The 21,585-nt window shown below is 45.8% G+C and carries 23 protein-coding genes and 5 tRNA genes; 4 read left to right on the top strand and 24 right to left on the bottom strand.

Annotation, left to right across the window (positions count from 1 at the left end; genetic code table 11):
• Positions 1–51: 51 nt before the first annotated feature.
• The 20 genes from rpmG to radA all read right to left on the bottom strand — a co-directional run bounded on the left by rpmG (position 52) and on the right by radA (position 14,833).
• Complete coding sequence (gene rpmG, locus L7E55_RS04005; protein ID WP_240084340.1) at positions 52–201, bottom strand: 50S ribosomal protein L33; 150 nt, start codon at positions 199–201, stop codon at positions 52–54.
• A 277-nt stretch (positions 202–478) separates the two neighbouring features.
• Positions 479–555, bottom strand: a tRNA-Met gene (locus L7E55_RS04000).
• A gap of 112 nt (positions 556–667) precedes the next feature.
• Positions 668–743: transfer RNA gene (locus L7E55_RS03995), tRNA-Thr, on the bottom strand.
• A 116-nt stretch (positions 744–859) separates the two neighbouring features.
• Positions 860–1,300, bottom strand: coding sequence for a Crp/Fnr family transcriptional regulator (locus L7E55_RS03990; protein WP_277442758.1), 441 nt, complete (start codon positions 1,298–1,300; stop codon positions 860–862).
• A gap of 59 nt (positions 1,301–1,359) precedes the next feature.
• Positions 1,360–1,435 (bottom strand) — tRNA-Met (locus L7E55_RS03985).
• Positions 1,436–1,463: 28 nt separating this feature from the next.
• Positions 1,464–1,539: transfer RNA gene (locus L7E55_RS03980), tRNA-Thr, on the bottom strand.
• Positions 1,540–1,707: 168 nt separating this feature from the next.
• Positions 1,708–2,352: an RNA polymerase sporulation sigma factor SigH gene (sigH, locus tag L7E55_RS03975; RefSeq protein ID WP_240084342.1), complete on the bottom strand. Its 645-nt coding sequence runs from the start codon at positions 2,350–2,352 to the stop codon at positions 1,708–1,710.
• A 214-nt stretch (positions 2,353–2,566) separates the two neighbouring features.
• Positions 2,567–3,079: an NYN domain-containing protein gene (locus L7E55_RS03970; protein ID WP_277442757.1), complete on the bottom strand. Its 513-nt coding sequence runs from the start codon at positions 3,077–3,079 to the stop codon at positions 2,567–2,569.
• A complete protein-coding gene (gene rlmB, locus L7E55_RS03965; RefSeq protein WP_277442871.1) occupies positions 3,057–3,818 on the bottom strand; it encodes a 23S rRNA (guanosine(2251)-2'-O)-methyltransferase RlmB in 762 nt (253 codons plus the stop codon). The genes L7E55_RS03970 and rlmB overlap by 23 nt, the downstream gene beginning before the upstream one ends.
• Before the next feature lie 109 nt (positions 3,819–3,927).
• Positions 3,928–4,752, bottom strand: a complete 825-nt coding sequence (locus L7E55_RS03960) for an FAD-dependent thymidylate synthase (RefSeq protein ID WP_277442756.1) — start codon at positions 4,750–4,752, stop codon at positions 3,928–3,930.
• A 2-nt stretch (positions 4,753–4,754) separates the two neighbouring features.
• Positions 4,755–5,192: a Mini-ribonuclease 3 gene (locus tag L7E55_RS03955; protein WP_277442754.1), complete on the bottom strand. Its 438-nt coding sequence runs from the start codon at positions 5,190–5,192 to the stop codon at positions 4,755–4,757.
• Positions 5,193–5,194: 2 nt separating this feature from the next.
• Positions 5,195–6,655: a cysteine--tRNA ligase gene (gene cysS / locus L7E55_RS03950; RefSeq protein WP_277442752.1), complete on the bottom strand. Its 1,461-nt coding sequence runs from the start codon at positions 6,653–6,655 to the stop codon at positions 5,195–5,197.
• A 94-nt stretch (positions 6,656–6,749) separates the two neighbouring features.
• A complete protein-coding gene (locus L7E55_RS17665; RefSeq protein WP_420852005.1) occupies positions 6,750–6,923 on the bottom strand; it encodes a four helix bundle protein in 174 nt (57 codons plus the stop codon).
• 176 nt (positions 6,924–7,099) lie between these two features.
• Entirely contained in the window at positions 7,100–8,599 is a 1,500-nt protein-coding gene (gene gltX, locus L7E55_RS03945; protein ID WP_277442751.1) for a glutamate--tRNA ligase, read from the bottom strand.
• 434 nt (positions 8,600–9,033) lie between these two features.
• Complete coding sequence (gene ispF / locus L7E55_RS03940) at positions 9,034–9,510, bottom strand: 2-C-methyl-D-erythritol 2,4-cyclodiphosphate synthase (protein WP_277442750.1); 477 nt, start codon at positions 9,508–9,510, stop codon at positions 9,034–9,036.
• Positions 9,511–9,816: 306 nt separating this feature from the next.
• The gene (gene ispD, locus L7E55_RS03935) at positions 9,817–10,524 is read right to left on the bottom strand and encodes a 2-C-methyl-D-erythritol 4-phosphate cytidylyltransferase (protein ID WP_338091157.1); all 708 of its coding nucleotides are present in this window, start codon (positions 10,522–10,524) and stop codon (positions 9,817–9,819) included.
• Positions 10,511–11,653 (bottom strand): PIN/TRAM domain-containing protein, encoded by a 1,143-nt coding sequence (locus tag L7E55_RS03930; protein ID WP_277442749.1) that lies wholly within the window; start codon positions 11,651–11,653, stop codon positions 10,511–10,513. Before L7E55_RS03930 ends, ispD begins: the two co-directional genes overlap by 14 nt.
• A gap of 134 nt (positions 11,654–11,787) precedes the next feature.
• Positions 11,788–12,264: a CarD family transcriptional regulator gene (locus tag L7E55_RS03925; RefSeq protein ID WP_277442748.1), complete on the bottom strand. Its 477-nt coding sequence runs from the start codon at positions 12,262–12,264 to the stop codon at positions 11,788–11,790.
• A gap of 133 nt (positions 12,265–12,397) precedes the next feature.
• Positions 12,398–13,477, bottom strand: a complete 1,080-nt coding sequence (gene disA / locus L7E55_RS03920; RefSeq protein WP_277442869.1) for a DNA integrity scanning diadenylate cyclase DisA — start codon at positions 13,475–13,477, stop codon at positions 12,398–12,400.
• 6 nt (positions 13,478–13,483) lie between these two features.
• A complete protein-coding gene (gene radA, locus L7E55_RS03915; RefSeq protein ID WP_277442747.1) occupies positions 13,484–14,833 on the bottom strand; it encodes a DNA repair protein RadA in 1,350 nt (449 codons plus the stop codon).
• A gap of 210 nt (positions 14,834–15,043) precedes the next feature.
• Here radA and L7E55_RS03910 point away from each other — a divergent pair, with 210 nt between their 5' ends.
• The gene (locus tag L7E55_RS03910; protein WP_277442746.1) at positions 15,044–15,238 is read left to right on the top strand and encodes a DUF6485 family protein; all 195 of its coding nucleotides are present in this window, start codon (positions 15,044–15,046) and stop codon (positions 15,236–15,238) included.
• Positions 15,239–15,336: 98 nt separating this feature from the next.
• Here L7E55_RS03910 and L7E55_RS03905 read toward each other — a convergent pair whose 3' ends face one another.
• Positions 15,337–16,173: a DUF2889 domain-containing protein gene (locus L7E55_RS03905; RefSeq protein ID WP_277442745.1), complete on the bottom strand. Its 837-nt coding sequence runs from the start codon at positions 16,171–16,173 to the stop codon at positions 15,337–15,339.
• A gap of 275 nt (positions 16,174–16,448) precedes the next feature.
• On the opposite strand from L7E55_RS03905, the gene L7E55_RS03900 reads away from it, so the two are divergent.
• Positions 16,449–16,601: a hypothetical protein gene (locus L7E55_RS03900; RefSeq protein WP_277442743.1), complete on the top strand. Its 153-nt coding sequence runs from the start codon at positions 16,449–16,451 to the stop codon at positions 16,599–16,601.
• 243 nt (positions 16,602–16,844) lie between these two features.
• On the opposite strand, the gene L7E55_RS03895 is transcribed toward L7E55_RS03900, so the two are convergent.
• Positions 16,845–16,921: transfer RNA gene (locus tag L7E55_RS03895), tRNA-Arg, on the bottom strand.
• Positions 16,922–17,058: 137 nt separating this feature from the next.
• Here L7E55_RS03895 and L7E55_RS03890 point away from each other — a divergent pair.
• Entirely contained in the window at positions 17,059–17,964 is a 906-nt protein-coding gene (locus L7E55_RS03890) for a glycosyltransferase family 2 protein (RefSeq protein WP_277442742.1), read from the top strand.
• Positions 17,965–18,069: 105 nt separating this feature from the next.
• Complete coding sequence (locus L7E55_RS03885) at positions 18,070–19,806, top strand: copper amine oxidase N-terminal domain-containing protein (protein WP_277442741.1); 1,737 nt, start codon at positions 18,070–18,072, stop codon at positions 19,804–19,806.
• A gap of 119 nt (positions 19,807–19,925) precedes the next feature.
• Here L7E55_RS03885 and L7E55_RS03880 read toward each other — a convergent pair whose 3' ends face one another.
• A complete protein-coding gene (locus tag L7E55_RS03880) occupies positions 19,926–20,513 on the bottom strand; it encodes a transposase (RefSeq protein ID WP_277442740.1) in 588 nt (195 codons plus the stop codon).
• A gap of 254 nt (positions 20,514–20,767) precedes the next feature.
• Positions 20,768–21,304 (bottom strand): transposase, encoded by a 537-nt coding sequence (locus L7E55_RS03875; RefSeq protein WP_277442739.1) that lies wholly within the window; start codon positions 21,302–21,304, stop codon positions 20,768–20,770.
• Positions 21,305–21,585 lie beyond the last annotated feature (281 nt).

Below are 21,585 nucleotides of genomic sequence, written 5' to 3'. Positions count from 1 at the left end.
GCGTATACCATCAGACCAGAATGCGGCTAGTATTCCAAAAGATAACCGTTCCTACCTTGTTTCCTTGTGCAAGGTATGGGTCTGGCAAAACCTGCAGTACTTCTTCATTTCGATCCTGCCGGGATCGTTTTTCTTGTTCTTCATAGTGGTGTAATTTCTACGTTTACACTCAGTACATGCTAATGTAACTCCTACTCTCACTAAAGCCACCTCCCCCAAAACTAAAAAAAAATTCTGCACCTTTTTGAGAATTAACCTTACTGAATTTATCACAATTAAATTGTCATGTCAATAGTTTCCCCGGGCACCTAGTCTTATTTTAACAATCTTTCTGCCTATTTATACCATACGCTTGATTATCATCAGCAAATCAGACTTCGCTGACCTTTCTTAGCAAGTGATAAGGAATAAATTTGCCTTTGGCGACCTTTGTTCATAAAAACAAAAACCAGTGATCATATCACTGGCTTCTCTTCATTGGTAGCGGCGCAGGGACTTGAACCCCGGACACCACGGGTATGAACCGTGTGCTCTAACCAGCTGAGCTACGCCGCCTTATCAGTAGTCGGATGTCCGATGTCGGATATCAGATTGTTTATTGGAAATCGTCTTTAAACGATTTCTTTCTTAATCTGACTTCTGACCTCTGACCTCTTGTTTCCGTTTTTGGAGCCACTAACCGGGATTGAACCGGTGACCTCATCCTTACCAAGGATGCGCTCTACCTACTGAGCTATAGTGGCAAAAATTTAGCAGCTATTTTTTTTCATAAACTTCAACTCTCGCTTAGCCGCATACCGTAGTTTAGCATAATTCAGAAACATATGTCAAGCCCCAGCGATAAAAAGGCTGACCGCTATCAGCTCTGTCCCAGCTGTTCGTCAGCGGTCCTCAACCTCAGACTTAGTGTTTCGATGATCTTTAAGGCCACGGGAAAATTAGATTTTAAGAAAATTTGAAAATCCTGCCGGGACAAACTAAATAAGATACTATCTTCCCCAGCTATCGCTGTGGCCGATCTGGGCTTTCCGTCAAGCAAAGTCATTTCACCCAGCATATCCGGGTGCTCCAACTGGGCTAATATTCTTACTTGTCCATCCTTGCCGGTCCTGGAAATTTCCACCTTTCCCTGCACAATGATATACATCTTGTCACTAGTTTGACCTTCCCGAAAAATCATTTCGCCCTTTTTCACCTTTATAAGGGTCGCACAGCGGGCAAAGAATTCCAATGTCCGGGCATCCAGGCCTTCGAAAAAAGGTATCTTTTTTAAAATCCTAACGATTAAATCAGTGCTCATGTTGATCTCCCGAATTGCTTAAAATAAAAAACCTCGCAATCGCTGCGAGATATCTCATCTGGTTGCGGGGAGGGGATTTGAACCCCTGACCTTCGGGTTATGAGCCCGACGAGCTACCAGCTGCTCTACCCCGCGATAATAACTAACTTGAAATCAGCATTTGTGGAGCCGGCGATGGGACTCGAACCCGCAACCTGCTGATTACAAATCAGCTGCTCTGCCAATTGAGCTACGCCGGCAGTGACACAATAAACATTATAAGTGATAATCTTACTGCTGTCAATACCATGCGGGCAAAACAACAAAACCCCTCCCACCCCGGCAGAATCTACTCAAAACCGGAAATACAGGCAAAAGGAGTAAATCATTATTTAGTTAGATATTGGTTAGATAATTAATTATTTGATTCACACTTCGCGCTTTTCCAGATAGCGCTCCAATTTTCGCTTAACCCGTTGCAAAGCATTATCAATGGACTTAACATGACGTTTTAAGTCTTCGGCTATTTCCTGGTATGATTTTCCTTCAAGATAGGACATCAATACTTTCCATTCCAGCGAACTCAGGATTTCACCCATTTTTTCCTCTATATTATCAAATTCTTCTTTGGATACAATTAATTCTTCAGGGTCAGCAATCTTAGAACCGGAAATGATGTCCAGCAAAGTACGGTCAGAGTCTTCATCATAGATAGGTTTATTTAAAGAAACGTAGGAATTTAAGGGGATATGCTTTTGCCTGGTCGCTGTTTTGATAGCGGTGATAATTTGCCTTGTTATGCACAACTCGGCAAAAGCGCGAAAAGATGAGAGCTTGTCCGCCCGGAAGTCCCTGATAGCTTTATACAAACCAATCATGCCCTCTTGGATGATATCCTCCCGGTCTGCCCCGATTAGGAAGTAGGATCTAGCTTTTGCCCGGACAAAATTTTTGTATTTATTAATTAAAAATTCCAGCGCGTCATCGTCACCTTCACGGGCAAACTCCACTACCTCCTCATCAACGCTTAGCTGATACACGTTCAGAATTTCCCTTTGGGCTTGAAGACTCACATTATCCCCCCGCTCTGTCTCTTTTACCGACGGTAAAAAACAAAAAACCTCTCCCTTATCTGATAATAAAGTCCGGGCTAATAACCCGGAACTATCTTTTATTTCCACTGGTTAAGGCATCAAAACTATTTAGTTTTCCCGTTCCTTTACCATACTATTATAGCGAAGGGGCGGAAACTCGTCAAGGAAAATTAAACAAGCCTAACATTGACGGTTACCCCTTTTCTCTTCGCCACTTTTCCAATTTCAAGCGAACCTTTTCTAATAGCCGGTTCTCCAGATAACTGTCCACCGGTTTAGACTCTGACCATAGTTCTTCGTTTTCCTGTTTGACATGGTTAACTTGCATTCGCAACTCACCGGGGGTAATGCGATAAGCTCCCCGGCCAAATATAATCCCCTGCTCCGCCCAGTCCGAAGTGGCCACATAAACCAAGCCGTCTTTTGAGAGATCTCCGGCCAACCGCTCAATTAAAGTGTCTGCCGTCTCTCCATGCTGCGTATAAACAACCTCCACACCGTCGATAAATTCCGCTTTGCCGGTAATATTTTTTTGCTGATAAGCGTCAAAGACTACTACAACCTTTTGCCCGGAGAGCGGCGAATAATTGGCTAAAATTGCCACAAGTTTTGACCTGGCATGATCAAGACTTGATTCCTTGAATTTTTCAAATTCAGGCCAGGCGAATATTATGTTATAGCCGTCAACTATGAGATACTCCTGCATGCTCCAAGGCCTTTCTCCTCTGCCGGACTACCTCGTAGGCAAGCAGGGCGGCAGCAACGGAAGCGTTTAACGAATTAACCTGGCCCGACATCGGTAACCGCACTAAGATATCGCACTTTTCCTTCACTAACCGGCCCAGGCCTTTATCCTCACCGCCAATCACCAGCGCGAGCGGCCCGTCCAGCCGGACATCCCAGTAAAGCTCCTGACCGCCCGCATCAGCCCCGATGAGCCAAATCCCTCTTTTTTTCAAGGTTTCGATTGTTTGGGCAATGTTTGCAACCCTGGCCACAGGCACATATTCAATTGCACCGGCGGACGATTTGGCCACGGTGGGCGTTAACGGGGCAGAACGGCGACGCGGGATAATCACCCCATGCGCACCCGCTGCATCCGCTGTACGCAGGATCGCCCCCAGATTATGGGGATCGCTGATTTCATCAAGCAGGATTAAAAAAGGCTCCTCGCCCGGCTGTACCGCCTCTATGATGTCTTCGACCGCCACATAAGCCTTGGGCGATACCAAAGCGATAACTCCCTGATGAGAGGTTTCCGATACAAACTTATTCAGCCCTTGTTTTTCCACCTTTTGCACAAGGATGCCTTTACCCCTGGCTAAAGCAAAAATTTCCTGCAAGGGTCCCGAATTACTTTCCTTAGACATCAATATCTTATTAATCGGCCTGCCGCCCCGCAGCGCTTCACGCACCGGGTTGCGGCCCGCTATAATGTCGTCCAGGTGACTCTCTCCTTAATCAGTAGTCAGAATTCAGAAGTCAGGAGTCAGAATAAAAAATTTCTTAATCTTTTTTAGTTATTCTGACTCCTGACTCCTGACTCCTGAATACTTATTTTTTTATCCTAGCTTCCTTTAGTAATTTCATCGCTTCAGCTTTAATTATAACCTTCCCCCGGCAGTCTTGATGCTGCATTTCATTTTCGGGACAATAGCCCAAAACCTTACAATTTGGCCCGGCATTAATAAATAAGTCAGGCGCCGCCGCTTTACAAAGCGCTAACATTTTATTTGCCAAATCCCTAATTTCATCTTGCGCTCTTTTACAACAACGAATACTGAACCAGTCTGATAATGCATGCGCGTTCATGCCTATTATTGCTTTGAATTCTGTCGCTTGTGGTTTTAAGTACCTCAAGTCCTCTTCCGGAAAACCATCTCTTACTCCGGCCTCGTACCAATTTTCTATCATATCCAGAATTTCATCCACACCAATATTATAGTTTAGTTCGACTACTTCATCAGGCAGATAATTTTGCAAGGGCGTTCCATCAGTTAGAGTTAACGCCCCTACCGGCAACTTATAGCTAACTCTGTTATTCTCAATATTTTTTGGTATAACGATATCGAACGATCTTTTTCCATCTTTATTCAAACGTCCGGTTTTAATCATGTACGAAGCTATTCTTTTTCTGACCAGCTGAATTTCTGTGACCCTGGCAAAACCCTCTATTCCAAAAATAAAATAATCAAATTCAACAGCTGCTTTATGCCCGCTGTTCACAATTCTTAGAACCAATTCCTTAGAGTAAGGCCTGGCGATAATCTCATCTAAGGATTTCTCAGAACCAACAAACCTGGCAGCAATATCTGTATAAATCTTACCCCCGCCGGCAATAAGCTGAACCTTACCTTCACCGACATAATTTTTATTCAAGCTTATTCACTCTCCCATGGCACTTCTTCGCCCGCTGCTTCCAGTGCCGCTTTAATGATCTCGCCGAGCCGGGCGGTATCTCCTTTCAAATAGAGGTAACCGATCAGGCATTCCAGAGCAGTGCTTTGCCGGTATTCGATTACCCCGGCGCTACGTGGAATGTGGGGTGATTTTGCGTTCCGGCCGCGGCGTGATATTGACGCTTCTTCTTCGGTAAGTCTTCCTTCCAGGGCGCGCAACACCCGGGCTTGCGCCATGGCATTTACATATTTAACCGCTTCTTTGTGCAGCCGGTTTACTTTAACAGCACCGCGCCCGACAAGATGGCTGCGCACTGCCAGTTCATAAACAGCGTCCCCTACATAAGCCAGGACCAGCGCCGGCAGTTCACCGGGGCGTTCGACCTGACCAATTCCAATATCCGTTAAGCTTAACAGCAATCCTATCCCTGCTTTTTCCAACGAACTCCCTGCGGGGTATCCTCCAGAATAACGCCAAGTTCTTTAAGCCCATCCCTGATCCGGTCGGCTGAAGCCCAATCCTTCTTTTTGCGGGCTTCCTGCCGCACCTCAATAACCAGGTTGATCAGCCCTTCGACCAGCCCGGCGCTGTCATCCGGCACATTATCCAGGATTATATCACCCGTGTTTTTGTCAACCTTGAAAATACCGATCACATCGTTAAACGAGATGAATAATTCCTTCGCTTTCAGCAGAACCTCGCGGTCCGAAGGTGACAATGTCCCTCCCAACCGCTGGACGGCGGTGTTCACTTCTCTGGTGAGGTCAAAAATAACACTAATGGCCAGGGCAGTGTTAAAGTCATCGTCCATCGCGGCTTCAAACGAGCTTTTTAGAGAATCCAGCGCGGCGCCGAGCTCCGCTGACACCAGCGTATCCCCTTCTTTCCGGGGTTTGCTCAGGGCTTCGGACAGTAAACGTAAGCCGGTCTTGATCCTCTCCAGCCCCCGCCCGGCAGCGGAAAGTTTTTCATCATCAAAGTCCAGCGGGCTCCGGTAATGAGTGGACAACAAAAAGAACCGGACCAGTTCCCCAGGATATTTCCCCAAAATATCACGCACCAGGAAAAAGTTCCCGAGAGACTTGGACATTTTCTCCTCATTTACAGTGATAAAACCGTTATGCATCCAGTAGCGGACAAAAGGCTCGCCAGTGGCCGCTTCACTCTGGGCTATTTCATTCTCGTGGTGTGGGAAAACCAGGTCAAACCCGCCCCCGTGGATGTCGAAGTTTGAGCCAAGGTATTTCAGCGACATGGCGGAACATTCAATATGCCAACCCGGCCGTCCAGGCCCCCAAGGGCTGTCCCATGACGGTTCGCCAGGTTTGGCGGACTTCCAAAGGGCGAAGTCCATCGGATCACGTTTCCGCTCGTCCACGTCGACACGCGCCCCGGCCTGCATATCCTCAAGGCTCCGGCCGGACAGTTTGCCATAACCGGCGAATTTCCGCACTTCAAAATAAACGTCGCCGTCAACCACATAAGCCGTCCCGTTTTGCACCAGCTTATCCACCATATCGATGATATCCGGGATATGCTCGGTTACTTTCGGGTTTTTATCCGCGCGCCAAACATTCAGATTATCCGCGTCCTTAAAAAATTCAGAGATATACTTACTTGCCAGGTCAGGGGGATTCATCCCTTCCTCCCCGGCACGCTTAATAATCTTGTCATCCATATCGGTAAAATTTTGTACATATGTCACGTCGTAGCCTTTATGTTTCAAATACCGTCGGACAGTGTCAAAAAAAACCAACGGCCGCGCGTTGCCGAGGTGAATGTAGTTATAGGTAGTGGGACCGCAGACATATATGCCTACCTTGCCGGGTTCCCGCGGTTGAAAGGTCTGCTTGCGTCTGGTAATGGTATTGTAAATCTCCATCGTCCGGCCTCCTTCAATTCAGTAGTCAGTATTCAGTAGCCAGTAGTCAGAATAACCCGTTCAAATGCTACAGGAATTACTAACTTTTTGTAAATTAAAGTTTTGTTTTTGGAAATATCATTGTATCCAATATTTTCGCAAGAATCAGGTAATACCGGTATTCTTCAACAGAACCCCGTACAATATTTAGATAGCAGATTTTATTCGTTTTGCTACGTTTATGGAAATATACTGCAATGTTCGCTGTTATAAGACGGCGACACCCCAAAATTGCGACGACGAACCGTATATCTTATGCTTCGGAAACACCCGGATAGACGATAAACCGTTCTCTTATTCTCCTTCAAAATAAACATTACCAATTTTCATCGATATGATGGTGAAGCGAAGCTTCATAGTCGTCTGACTACTGAATACTGACTACTGTCTACTGACAAATTTGCTTCATCGTGAAATCATGTCCAACGCCCTGTCAAGGCGGCTATAAATTTTATCTTTGCCGAGGATGACCATAACCTGATTGAGTTCGGGTCCGTGGGTGCTGCCGGTCAGCGCTACCCGCACTGGCATAAACACCTGCTTGCCTTTGAAACCGGTTTCCTTGCCGACTTCTTTTAACAAAAGCTTCGCCTCGGAATTAGTCAACTCACCGCTGCCGGCCACTTTATTGCGCAAGGCGGCCAACACTGCCGGCACCTGCTCACCTGACAGAATTTCTTTTGCCTCATTCTCTTTCACCTCAATCATGTCCGCAAAAAAGAAAGCTACATGGCCGGTAATCTCCGATAAACAGGTGAGGTATTCCCTGACGGCATCCACCACCATTTTAACCCATTCGTATTTTGGCTGCGATAACGGTGTCGTAATATACCCGGCTTTTTCTAAATAAGGGATGGCCAAATCCGTAATTTCTCCCAAGGGCGCCTGCCGGATATAATGCCCGTTCAGCCAGTTCAATTTATCAAGGTCAAATACAGCGGGGCTTTTAGCCACTCTTTCCAGGGAAAACTGCTGTTTTAAAGCTTCAATAGTAAGAATTTCCTCTTCACCCCCGGGCGACCAGCCCAGGAGAGCCAAAAAGTTATCCAACGCCTCGGGCAAGTACCCTTTTTCCTGATATTGCTCAACCGCCGTAGCGCCGTGGCGCTTGCTCATTTTACTCCGGTCTTTCCCCAGAATAAGCGACACATGGGCGAATTCAGGTGAAGGCCAACCAAGAGCCTCGTACAACAAAATCTGTCTCGGAGTGTTCGGCAAGTGCTCTTCCGCCCGGATTACGTGGCTCACCGACATTAAATGATCGTCAACAACCACGGCAAAATTGTAGGTGGGAATACCATCAGACTTTAATATAATAAAGTCTCCGATACCGTTGCACTCGAAAGACACATCTCCACGTACCAAGTCATTGACGTTGACCACTTTACCTTCTGGAACCCGGAAACGTATAACGGGCTGACGGCCGGCAGCCTCCAACCAGGATTGTTCTTCCGGGGACAAGTTGCGGCAACGGCCTAAATATCTGGGCATCTCGCCTTTCTTCAAAAGCGCGTCCCTTTCCGCCGCCAGTTCTTCCTCTGTGCAATAACAGCGGTAAGCGAGACCTTCTTGCAGCAAGTGTTCAATATACTCCCGGTAGATACCGAGTCTTTCTGTTTGCCGGTAAGGTCCGTGCGGTCCCCCGACTTCCACTCCCTCGTCCCAGTCCATGCCGAGCCAGCGTAAAGCCGCAAGTATATTTTCCTCCGACTCCTTGGTGGAACGCTCCATGTCGGTATCTTCTATTCTTACAATAAACGTACCGCCGTAACGGCGGGCAAATAGCCAGTTAAACAACGCCGAGCGCGCCCCGCCGATGTGGAAGGGACCGGTAGGACTGGGCGCAAACCGCACACGAACGGATGACAATATCAGTTCCTGGTTTCTGAAATCTAAACAAATCATCTATTTAGATTTCTCTCCCGCCCGACTATACGGGAGGCAGTTTCACAGGATTCAACTGCTTAGCTATGGACTCTCGTCCATATTCCGGGTGGCAGACATGCCGCCTGGCTTTACAGTTCTGCCCGGAAGGGGGTGTTACCCACCGCCTGGTTGATTTAACCTCCGCGCCCGACTTTCACCGCGTGTCTTTGCGACGCATCATCGGATTTAACTGCTTAGAAACCTTTTCCTCTCTAAATTTTACTTAACACTCATATGCCACGCACCTCCTGTATCCATCATAGAATAGAACAGGTGTTCGTGTCAATGATTTATTATTATTTATATACTTTTATTAAACTATTTTGTAGCTGTTAACATGCTCATCCCATAATATATCGCCGATTATCACGGCGTAGTAGGTGTAATAATTGTAGCTTATTATAACACCACATTCAGCGGGCTGGCAACACCAGGGCTATCGCGTAAGCGGCAATGCCTTCACCGGTGCCGGTAAAACCAAGTCCTTCGGTGGTAGTGGCTTTGACATTTATCCGGTAGGGCTCAGTACGCAAAGATTTTGCCATTTTTATTTTCATCTCATTCATGAAAGGCGCCAGTTTAGGCGCCTGGGCAACGATAACAGAATCGATATTCCCAACTGTCAGCCCTTTTCCGTTAAGGATATGCTCAACTCTGGACAGCAGGCTCAAACTGCTGATCCCTTTATATTGCGGATCGCTGTCTGGAAAGTGCCTGCCGATGTCACCTTCCCCGGCGGCCCCCAATAGGGCATCCATCACGGCATGCGCCAGCACGTCCGCGTCGGAATGCCCCAAAAGCCCTTTTTCATAGGGTATGTTTACCCCGCCTAGCACCAACGGCCTGTCCGCCACCAAACGGTGCACGTCATAACCAAACCCTATCCGCAATTGTTACTCCCTCCGAATTCGCCTTTAGTGACCTTGGGTATATATAAACGGCGATTTTGAGGCCTAATTAAAAGAGCGAGAGAAACGAGCGAGTTTGACCGAACCCGAGGGCGATAGAGCTCAAACAATTATAAGGGCCGAACATGAGCCGTGTTATATACCCAAAGGCCACTTACCCATTTCCTAAATAATAACAAATTCGCCACTTACGTATACCCAAAAGTCCTTATCCAAAAAACAATGGATAGTATCATTTCTTAAGCAAGAACAAAATGTCGCCAATTTACTCTTGTCTAGCCCGTTTACTTAGCCACTCGCGCGTCTGGCCTTGATTATGGCAGACGCGACAAGTAAATCTTCCGGCGTGGTTATCTTCAAGTTCTCGTAAGAACCGGCTACAATTTTGACCGGCTGCCCCAGTATTTCAACCAGCCCGGCATCGTCGGTTCCGGTATATTTCCCCTGCATCGCTCTTTGGTGCGCTTCAATAATCAGTTGATAACGAAAGGCTTGAGGCGTTTGAGTCAGCCATAAGCGTTCCCGCGGCAGTGTGCCCGCGACAAATTCATCTTCCCCAGACAGTTTTACCGTATCTTTCACAGGTACCGCCAAGGTTGCCGCGCCGTATCTCGCACCGGCGTCCACAATAGCCGGCAACTCCTCCGGCCTAAGCAGCGGTCTGGCGCCGTCGTGAATCAGTACGATGTCCGTATCGGCAGAAAGCGCCAGAAGGCCGTTGTAAACAGACTCCTGGCGCTCACTTCCCCCCGGTACAATAGCTGCAATCTTACGGATACCAAACCGCTCCACAATCGCGTTGCGGCAATAAGCCTCTTCTCCCGGACTTGCCACCAGGACAATATCGTGGACAACCGGACTGTCTGCAATTACCTTCAATGTGTGACCGATTACCGGAATACCCTCCAACTGAAGAAATTGCTTCTTCACCGGCAGCCCCATCCGGGCGCCGCGGCCGGCAGCCGGTATAACTGCCGCCACTTTAACCAATAACATTCACCTCATTATAATGGCCGGGGCCAGGTTCACCTTTTCTTTCAAACTTAGGCCTGGCAAAAATCATCCGCCCGGCGGCTGTTTGAAGCACACTGGTCACCAAAACAGACATAGTCTGGTTCATATAACGCTTGCCGCCTTCCACCACTATCATCGTGCCGTCATCAAGGTAAGCCACTCCTTGTCCAGTTTCTTTCCCATCCTTGACAACCTGAACAACCATTTCCTCACCTGGCAGCACAACCGGTTTGATGGCATTGGCCAACTCATTGATATTTAATACTTTAACACCCTGCAATTCAGCTACTTTATTCAAATTGTAGTCATTTGTAATAATTTTGGCGTTTAATTTCTGACCTAATTTAACAAGCTTGGAATCCACCTCAACAACGCTTTCAAGCCCGCGATTATTGTCATAAATCTGCACTTTGATATCCAGCCTTTTTCGCATCTTATTCAAAATATCCAGGCCCCGCCGCCCCCTGTTCCTTTTCAGGAGATCAGAGGAATCAGCAATGTGGCGCAGTTCCTCAATCACAAAAGCAGGAATAATTAATGTCCCTTCAATAAAACCACTTTCACACAGATCAGCGATTCTGCCGTCAATAATCACGCTGGTATCAAGTATTTTAGAATTACCGCTGCGGTTATCCGACTTGGGGCTGCGCTCCTTGCCGAATTTGGAGAAACTAGCAAAAAGAGCAAGCAGATCCTCCCTCTTTTTTATGCCGATACTTAATCCCAGGTAGGATAAAAGCAACGTGACCAGCAGCCAGATTACTTTGCCGATCCAGCCCATATAAGATAGAATAGAACCCATTAAATTAGCTATGATAAGTCCAATAATCAAACCAATCGAACCCATTACCAAATCCTGAGTCGGTGTACGCTGGAGATATTGTTCAATAAATACTGTCAGCCGTACAGCGCCACGCATAAGCAGCGGGGAAACAGGAATCCCGGCAAACAAACCGATTAATGTTGAAAGACCAATAAGACCAAACTTGAGCTGTTGGGGCAGATTGTTAATAAAAGCAACCAAACCGCTATCGATTAAACTCAGGCCGGCGGCGAATCCCAGTCCGGTAAAACCGGCTACCAGAACAATATAAATAACCTTTTTGACCATTTTTTCACCTCCTCCCACGAAAATATTATTTGCTCCATAACAATATTATATTTCTTTTTATATTACTACTTCAACCGTAAATATTACCGTTTTATGGGAAATAAAATAAATAACGCCAGCGATAACTGACGTTATCAAGCGAAGGCACCATCAAGTAAAGATTGAGCTTTATCCTCCTCGAGTTCTGTAGCAAGCACCAGTTCGCTTATTAGAATTTGCCTGGCATTTTCCAACATCTTTCTTTCACCGGAAGACAGCCCTTTTTCCCGATCTCGCTTGATCAGATTGCGCACCACTTCAGCGACTTCATAGATGTTACCGCTTTTTATCTTTTCCAGGTTGGCGCGGTATCTCCGGTTCCAATTGGGTGACATTGCCGAAGATTGTTCGCGCAGGATGTGAAAAACTCGCTGCACCCCTTCCCGGTCGATAACTTCTCTTAGACCTACACCCCCGCCGTTGGTTATTGGAATCATTACTTTCATATCACCAACCGGGAGCCGTAGTATATAATATTGCCGTTTTTCCCCCAAAACCTCTTTCTCCTCAATGGCCTCAATAACACCGGCGCCGTGCATCGGGTATACCACTTTATCACCAATTTTGAACAAGGCGCTATCCTCCTTCGAATATTTCCCATGTATAAATTATAGCATAGAGTCTAGCCCCTGTCAAATAAACTATAATTTTAGCATAGCCGTACGGCACTGTCAACATGTTTAACTGATAAGGATTAAAAATTTGTTACCCGTGACGCTCTTGCATCAATTGCTCGTGGTAACGGCTCAACCCTTCTTTAATCGATCTGGCGCGGACCTCGCCAATGCCTTCCACTTCGTCCAGTTCCTCAATCGTCGCAACCAGGATTCTTTTCAGATTATCGAAAGTTTTCACCAGATTATCAATTACCGGCAAGGGCAACCTGGGTATTTTCTCCAAAACACGGAACCCCCGCGGGGATACATGCTGTTCCAGAATACTGGCATTGCCGGGATAGCCCAGAGCGCGGGTAATCAACGACAGGTCCAGCAAATCCTCCGCGGGCCAACTGCCGATTACGTTAAGAATACTTGAAGGGTGCTTTTCACCGGCCATAGTCGCGTAATCTTGAATAACCAGCAATCCTTCTTCTTTCACATTAACCGTCAATTCTTCCACCTGCATGGTAATTAAACGCCCCTCAACACCTAGCTCGCTAGTATATCTTTCAACTTCATTAACCACGCGCAAAACCATTTCTGTCCGCTGAATAGCCTTGGCAACATCATAAAGCATTACTGAATCCTCAAACTCAAGAATGCTAAGCCCTACCAGAACCTTGTTCAAAACTGAACGGTATTTCTCCAAAGTTTGAATCGCCTGGTTTGCCTTGGCCAAAACAACACCCAGGGCGCCTAGCACATACTTTAAAGCGCCTTGATAAACAGTGATTACACTACGGCGCTGGGAAATGGCTATTACCATATTTCCAGTTTGTTTGGCAGCCCTTTCAGCCGAGCGGTGACGAATGCCTGTTTCGCTTGAGGGTATATTCTGATTGGGGACTAACTGAGCGTTGAACCTTAATATTTTTTTCGCATCATTACTGAGAATAATTGCGCCGTCCATTTTAGCCAACTCATATAAATTGGCCGGGGTATAATCCGCATTGACATAGAACCCGCCTTCCGTTATTTCCATTACCTCCGGCGAGTCCCCGATAACAATCAGCCCGCCTGACTTGGCCTTTAAAATATTCTCTAAACCTTCACGCAGCAGAGTTCCAGGCGCTACCGCGCGCAGGACTTTCAGGAGTTTGTCTTCATATTTCTCTTCTTTCACTATTCCACCTCACAGCTTGATAGCCACTTCCAAGGCTTCGGCCAGTGTAACCGCCCGCAAAACCTCGGCTTCTGTCTTATTTTGAATTTCACTTTGCGCAGAAAGTAAAAAACGGTTGAAACCCAGTTTAAAAGCCTCGTTCACCCGTTTTGCGGCACCCGGCACCGGGCGAAGTTCCCCGGCCAGGCCAATCTCACCAGCCGCGGCAAGACCGGATTCCACAGGGACATCCCGAAAACTCGAAGTCAGCGCCAGGGCAATGCCCAGGTCAACCGCAGGTTCATCCAGTTTAACCCCCCCGACGGCATTAACATAAATATCATTGCTGCCAAGGTTCAGTCCGATTCTTTTTTCCAACACAGCCGCAATAAGGGCTACCCGGTTGTGATCCACACCAGCCGTCATCCGCCGCGGGACGCCGTAACCGGCAGGCGATACCAGCGCCTGTATTTCAACGAGCAAAGGTCTCGATCCCTCAAGACTTGACACTACTGCTGTGCCGGGTACGCTTTCACCAGGGTACTGGTTCAAAAAAAGGAGCGAAGGGTTGGCGACCTCAACCAGTCCTTGTCCGCGCATTTCGAAAACACCTATTTCATTGGTAGACCCGAATCTGTTTTTTACTCCTCTCAGAATGCGAAAAGACTGGTGCCGGTCGCCTTCAAGGTAAAGAACAGTATCTACCATATGCTCAAGTACGCGCGGCCCCGCCAACAATCCCTCCTTGGTCACATGGCCGACCAAGAAGACGGATATCCCGGTAGCCTTGGCTAAACGCATTAATTGTGCTGTACACTCACGAACCTGCCCGACGCTACCGGGAACCGATCCGAGATCGTTCTTAAACATGGTTTGGATAGAATCAATAATTGCCACAGGCGGGTTTACATCATTAAGATGCCGCTCAATTAGATCAATATCGGTTTCAGCTACCAGCAATAAGTTGGGTGACAAAGCTCCCAACCGGTCGGCCCGTATTCTGATCTGCCGGACCGATTCCTCACCGGACACATATAGCACTTGCAGCCTATCGCTGAACCGGTATGCAATCTGCAACAGCAGAGTGGATTTGCCGATACCAGGATCGCCGCCGACCAGAATCAAGGATCCCGGAACCACTCCCCCCCCGAGAACACGGTCCAGTTCATCAATCCCAACAGGCAGCCGTTCCTCCCCCAGGGCAGGAATTTCTGTCACCGGACTTGGAATAACTTCTCTACCAGGGGTCCGGCCAGCAATCTGGCGGCTGCCCAACTCTTCCACCAAACTGTTCCACGCGCCACAGCCTGGGCAACGCCCCAGCCAGCGGGTAGACTGATGTCCGCACACACTACATTGAAAAAACGACTTCGCACGCATGGCAAAAGCACCCAGTTCTGTTTAATTATTAATTATAACATTTGGGACACTCTACAACAAGAAAATATCGGAAAAAATCGACAAAGAATAACAACTACGGCTCGAAAACCAGCAGGGATTAAGCGCAACATTATCGAAGCATAAAAATACCGCGAAAACCAGAAAAACGATACTCGCCCGATCAGGCGAATCTTTAAAGGAGGTATCTTCATGGAATGTAAGCAAGAAAAAAACAAGGCAAACTGCAGTTGCACTTACAAAACGTGTTCAAGAAAAGGACTTTGCTGCGAATGTATCAGCTATCACCGTGAACACGGCGGAGCGCCAGGTTGCTTATTCCCGCCGGAAGCGGAAAAAACATACGACCGCTCAATGGAGAAGCTGGCCCGCTGCTTCCGTGTATAATTCTATATACCTAAGGATCACTAATCCAAAATCACGAAAAATTTCTACCAACATAAGACAGCCGTGTACAATCTGCACGGCTATCTTTCACAAATGTATCATATTTCACGGTTCATTCCCAGGGATACCGCCACAGCTTTGCCGATCCCGTGGACAATATCAACCAGGTGATTGCAACCATGGGGCCCGCCAACCAGTTCACCAATTTCTTTCTTTTCCATACGAGCAATCTTTTTACCAATAAGCTTGAGCACATGCTCCCTGTTTTCAAAACAAACCTGGTCCGGAGCCCGCAGGAAATTGCCCGTACAATCAACAACAGTTCCCCCGTCGTTTAGATCAACACATACACCCAATTCATGGAACGAGTCGCTAAAACTCCCGGAGGCAGTTAAGTGTCCGTTATCAAGGCCGCAAACCCGGCAACACAAAAACCTGTTAAAAAGGTTTCGTTCACGATGACAATAACCAACGTAATCAAACCACCTGCGCGCGATGCGCTCCAGATTGCTATAATAACGGCATGCGTTCAAATATATTTCATCCCAGTAATCCTCGTAGGCCTTGGCGGATGGATAACCCCTGTCGATAAAAACAAAGGTTTCAGCCTGTATTAATCCTTTGACGCATTCCGCCAGCAATTCTCTTGGCAATCCGCCCGCCTCATCACCAACCACGCGCCGCAAGAACCCACCGGCGCTAAAATAGGCCTCTACCCCGGCAAGTTCCGGCAGTTCCTTGCCACCGTTCATGCTGCCGTCCGGCGAACGGTAGATATCCCACCGCGCCTTTTTAATCCTGAAGCTTTTAAGATCGGTTACCATTTGGCCGACCGCTTCAAAATCAGTACTGATTAAAGAGCTATTAACCAACAATTCATCGCCATGATTAACTTTTACAGTGGAAAAAGAATTACTTTGGTATAATATTTTCACATTTCCACCCCTTTCAATAAACGCTTAATAATATACTATTAAATTTATTATTTATTGTAAATCACTGTTAATTTATATAAAATTCACACACCCCACCGCCTCAGTCACATACCCGTAGCGGAAATTTTTTTCTCAACGAAAAGTATCACTTAACTTAATATTCACCAGGTAAATTATTGATGGAAATGGGTATGCTATATCAAGGACTGCCTCTGCCATTATTTGGCTTGATCGGGACAGTCCCAATCTATTGTCACACAAACAGGGGGTAACCTATGTTTTTGGCACTGCCATTTTTTAAGTCTAATTCGAACAATAATCCCATTCTAGGCGACAACGGCTTGATTATTTTAACGGTATTATTTGTAATCGCTCTTTCAGTAGCTTTTTTATATTACATCAGCAAGCGAAAGCTCCTAAAAAAATAACGATTACAAATCCCACCAAATACTTCTATTAAAGCTCAAAACTTTGTGTTCACCGTCACAGAATCAAGCCTGGAAATTTTGTATGCTTTATAAAAACCTCGGGAAAAATCCTCCTCCCTAATAATCTCGCCTAGATGGCGAGTTTTTTCTTTGCATATTTTTTGCCAATGGGCAGGCAATCCCCAAATTATCGCCCAGGAAAATCAAAGCTTCCGGAATAAATCCCGGAAGCTTTGATTTTCCTGGCGCGCCCGAAGAGATTCGAACTCCCGACCTTCTGATCCGTAGTCAGACGCTCTATCCAGCTGAGCTACAGGCGCATATTTCACCGTTTTCTATGCGAATTTTATTTTAACAAAATCATTATAGTTAGTCAAGTTAATTGCTTTGTCAATTGCTTTGTGGCTTTTTCTCACTGTGCTTAATACGTTATTATAAAACCTATGGCGGGTGTTTTATGTCCACTATCAATGAAAATTATCAAATGGAAGCGTCAATTATTATCCCCTGCAAAAATGAAGGTTCAAATGTTAAGATGACCGTGGATTCGATTCTCGCGGCCGCATCCAGTGATGATTATGAAATCATTATCGTAGACGACGGTTCCGCAGACGGTTGCTGTCTTTTTTTACAAGAGAACCGCGTCTATCAGAAAGTGAAACACATCCATACTCCCGGACTTGGAGCCGCACGGGCACGAAATCTTGGCGCCTCAGATGCTCATGGTAAATTCCTGATCTTTTGCGACGCGCATATAACCGTACCGGAAAATTGGCCGCGCATCCTCCTGGATACCTTTCTTCAACACCCTGAAGCCGATGCCGTATCCCCGGCAGTTGGCTCGTTGGATAAGCCGGCTGCGGCAGGCTACGGGCAGACATGGAACAATCGTCTGGAGACTGTCTGGCTGCCGTCACCAACTAATTTGGAGATTACAACCGTACCTCTGTTGCCGGGTGGGTGCCTGGCAGTCCGTGCCGAAACATTCCGCCAAGTAGGTGGGTTCGACAGCGGCTTCATTGTTTGGGGGTATGAGGATGTAGAAATTTCTCTTAAGCTATGGCTCTTCGGATACAGGTTATATGTAAATCCGTCAGTTAAAATACTACATTTATTCCGGAATAAACATCCTTATTCCGTAACATTTGACCATGTACATTACAATCTGCTGCGCATGGCTTACTCACATTTCAATTTTAATCGCATCGGTAAAACTCTTGAACTAGTTCAATTCAAAACTAGACTTAAAAAAATAACAAGGAGAGTTTTACAAGACGGCGCGATGGAACAGCGGCGCGCTTTCTTCGCCCGGCGAAAATTCGACGACGACTGGTTCATGCACCGTTTCAAAATAGATTTTTAAAGGTGACGCCGTAATAGTACTTAATTTTTATCTACAATGTTTGCCCAATCTATGGTAAAGTGTATCCATAGGAATTTATTAACATAGGAGGGACAGACAAACTCTATGAAAAATAAACTTGCTTTATTAATGTTGTTCTGTTTTATTTTTTGTCTTGGCATTATCAATCCCGTCCAGGCGGAATCAGCGCTAACGGCAAAACAACTGTTACTTAACGGCATTCAAAAATCAACTTTCAGCCCGCCGGACGGGCTCTTTGAAAAATCTTCAGGAACTGCAACCCTGTTTTTAAAAACACTCGGCGGTTCACTTATTTCGACTGAAGAAACGTTAAAATATTTAAACGGCTCTCAGCTGAAATTTGATACCAAACTCAATTCCCCCGAAAAAAAGATGGAGATAGACTATAATTTATCTTACAATCATAACAACTATTCCGGCAGCCTGTTTATTGATAACAACAAGCTAATCCTGTCAACTGAAGCCCTGTTATTACTTAAAGATATCGACCCGGATTTTAAAACCGATAGACTGATAAGTATCCCAAAATACGTTTATTATACCGGAAGCGAAATAGGTGATATTTGGAACTCATATACTTACCACGAAGGGCAATACCTACCGCCGGGGTTCAAGGATTTACTGGTTTTCGTGATTGAAGCTATTCCGGATAAGTATTTTTCTGCCTCGTTAGTCAACCAGAAAGTTACCTTTAGTATAGACCAGCAAGGCCTATGCGATATTATATACTCGCTTATGCAAAAAACCGTAAATGAAAAGGAAAGATTCGCTTCCATATTAGCCGACATAGACTCCGCTATTGAACCCGGTGTAAACAAGGAAAACATTAAGAGTGAAATAATAGCCGGAATTGAACACAGCGTCAGTAAAGGCGAATATCCGGAAAAACCCGAAAAAATACAGGAGAATCTGGCAAGAATTATTGATTTAGAAGAACTAAAATACGAGGTTTCCTTATTGCCGGCGGGACAGCGTAAGCTAGTCGCGGTGGCGAACTTCATCGACACTCCGGAATCAACCGCCAAGCTTACGGTGAACACCGATTTTACCGGCGGCAACGAAAACTTGAATGGAACATACAGTATAATTTTGTCCGTGCAGGATAAGGAGGAAGCGATGGATATTACCGGGCAAATTGAAGGGCAACTGCGGCAAACCAGCAATAATGCCAAGAGCAATGGTTCATTCAAGTTAAACGTAAAAGACGTGAGTAAGAACGCTACTTTAATAGATTTGAATTTAGAATGCGGTTCCGAGGACAAAGTAGACAAGAATGTCCAGACAAATATTCCCGTGCTAACCAAATTAAACAGCTCAGATATTGAGTCTTTGGTAAATAACAACTCATTTAAAAAACCCAATAATTCAACGAGAATCCACGTGCTGGTCGAAGGCAGGCCGGTTGCTTTTGACGTCCCCCCGTGCGACGTGGAAGGCAGGACGATGGTGCCGGTAAGAAACCTGTCGAAAGCACTGGGATGCGAAGTTACTTGGGTTGATCCGGATCAGATAAATATTTGCCGCGAAGACACCTCTATCACCATGTATATTGGCCAACAAACGTACACCGTCAACGGCGTTGAAAAACAATTTGACGTACCCCCGTTTACCAGGGATAAAACGATAACAATGGTCCCTTTAAGGACAATTGCCGAGGAACTCGGCTTCCAGGTTAGATACGACAGTGCCTCAAAAACGATTTTCATCAGCCGGGCTAAAGATTCAATAAAACAAGCAGGACCCGTTTTCTCACAGGGTCCTGCTTCCCTAGGAGAGTGTTGCATAAACCCTGTTTTTTTGAAGGCCACAGCAACTTTATAAATTTTAAAAATCAAGACATATATAAAATGGTAATAATCTTGGTTAAGCCTTACAATTAGCTTTATTTTTGAGGCATTTATCCATCTATTCCTTCTTTCAAACAGTCTAACCCTATATAGCTAAATTTTGAATTCTTCGGTTTGCTGAAAGATACGCGCTTCCTGCAAGTGTCGTTCATATTGGTTTACTGTGATGGTACGTCTGCCTTTTTTGCTTTTGGTACACTGATTTAGCAGAGGGCAGTTTTGACATTGTTCCTGTGAAAATACAAACACTTTCAAGCGATTTGTTTTCTTATCATATATTTTCTCAGTCACTATTTTACCGGCAGGACACTGGCAGGTTTGGGCATCTAAATCTATTTTAAATGCTGACTTGGGAAAACAGCCGTTTCGTCCGGAGTCTGTGGGTACGGGACAAATTATTTTAACCTGGCGCTTTTCCATATCTTCTCTGTTTTGACCTGTGCCATAGGCCATGTCACACAAGACTGTATCCGGTTTTCGCTCTTCGGGTTGCTGGTCCACTAACGGAGCGGCTGCTTCACAGTCATGAACGTTACCTGGTGTGACTTCGATTTCGGTAATAAAGTTATTATCTGTTTCCATGGCAGTATGGGTTTTGTAACCATCAAATTTGCGGGCACTGGATTTGCGGCCGTGCCGCATCTCCGGGTCGTTGGTGGAAATAATCCGGTCTTTGACCACTCCTTGTTTTAGTTTGACTGTATCGTCCTTTTGTTGTTCTATATCCTGGATGGCTACCGCAGCTAAAATATCTCTTAATTCCTGTTCTTATTTGGTAAGTTTTAGTTTGTCAACTGTCTCAACAATCTGCAAGGCATCTTGGCACAATTCATTAAGTAATTTATTGCGCCCGGCGGGATCTTCCCAGTTGATTTTTGGTTTGTTTTTGCTCTGATAATCAAGATTTAAAGGCTTTGGCAGCAGTGTGCTCAGGTTTAACCGCTTGTTGTTTGAAGTTTTCTGATAGCCATCCGGATTAAGGTATAGGTGTCCTGTACAGCACCGGCTCCGAGTACGTAGGTTGAATCCATTATTTGTCTGGCGCAATTGCCGGGGAGTAGCCCTTTGGCTATTACCGCATCCAAGATCTCTTCAAAAGCAATATGTTCTTTCTTGTGTAATAACAATCTTGCCCGGAATCTGGATAACGCACTGTAGTTAAAACCGGATTCTGCAATGTAAATACCCAAAGCTACCTTCCAGCGCAAGTCGTAGCGGGCTCGGTTTTCTGCTTCTCGGTCGGAAACTTTATCGTAAAATTGCAGTAAAAGCACTTTAATTAAACGGCTCGGTGGTATGGATGGCCGCCCGGAGAAGGAATATGCATCGGCAAACAGTTCGTCTTTAAATATCTCGTTTGCTTGGGACAGACCATAGTAAACGCTGTCTTCAGGGACTATGGGTTTTTGCTCCCATGCTTGTAGTATATCTATATCTGTGAATTTGAGTTGGTTGTTTTTATGCCCCAGCATTTTAGATCACCACCTTGTAGCTTCTTATATCTTTAATATTCGCCGGCATACTGGGGATTCCCTGCTTTTTAATTGGTCTCTTGCTAGATTTTTATGGGGTTAGTGTGCCTTTTATGGGAGTTTTGCAACACTCTCCTAGACTTATAAATTATGGAAAGTTAGGTGAATATAGATGCCAGTGTTCCTCTTCGCATTATGCCCATCATTTGTATTTTTGAAATCATTATTTCCAATTATAGTTGGTCGTAGCTTTATTAATTATGGTGATTATGTTGGCATCA

Source organism: Pelotomaculum isophthalicicum JI (genome assembly GCF_029478095.1).
Taxonomy (GTDB): Bacteria; Bacillota; Desulfotomaculia; order Desulfotomaculales; family Pelotomaculaceae; genus Pelotomaculum_D; species Pelotomaculum_D isophthalicicum.
This window is presented reverse-complemented; position numbering and strand designations above follow the sequence as displayed.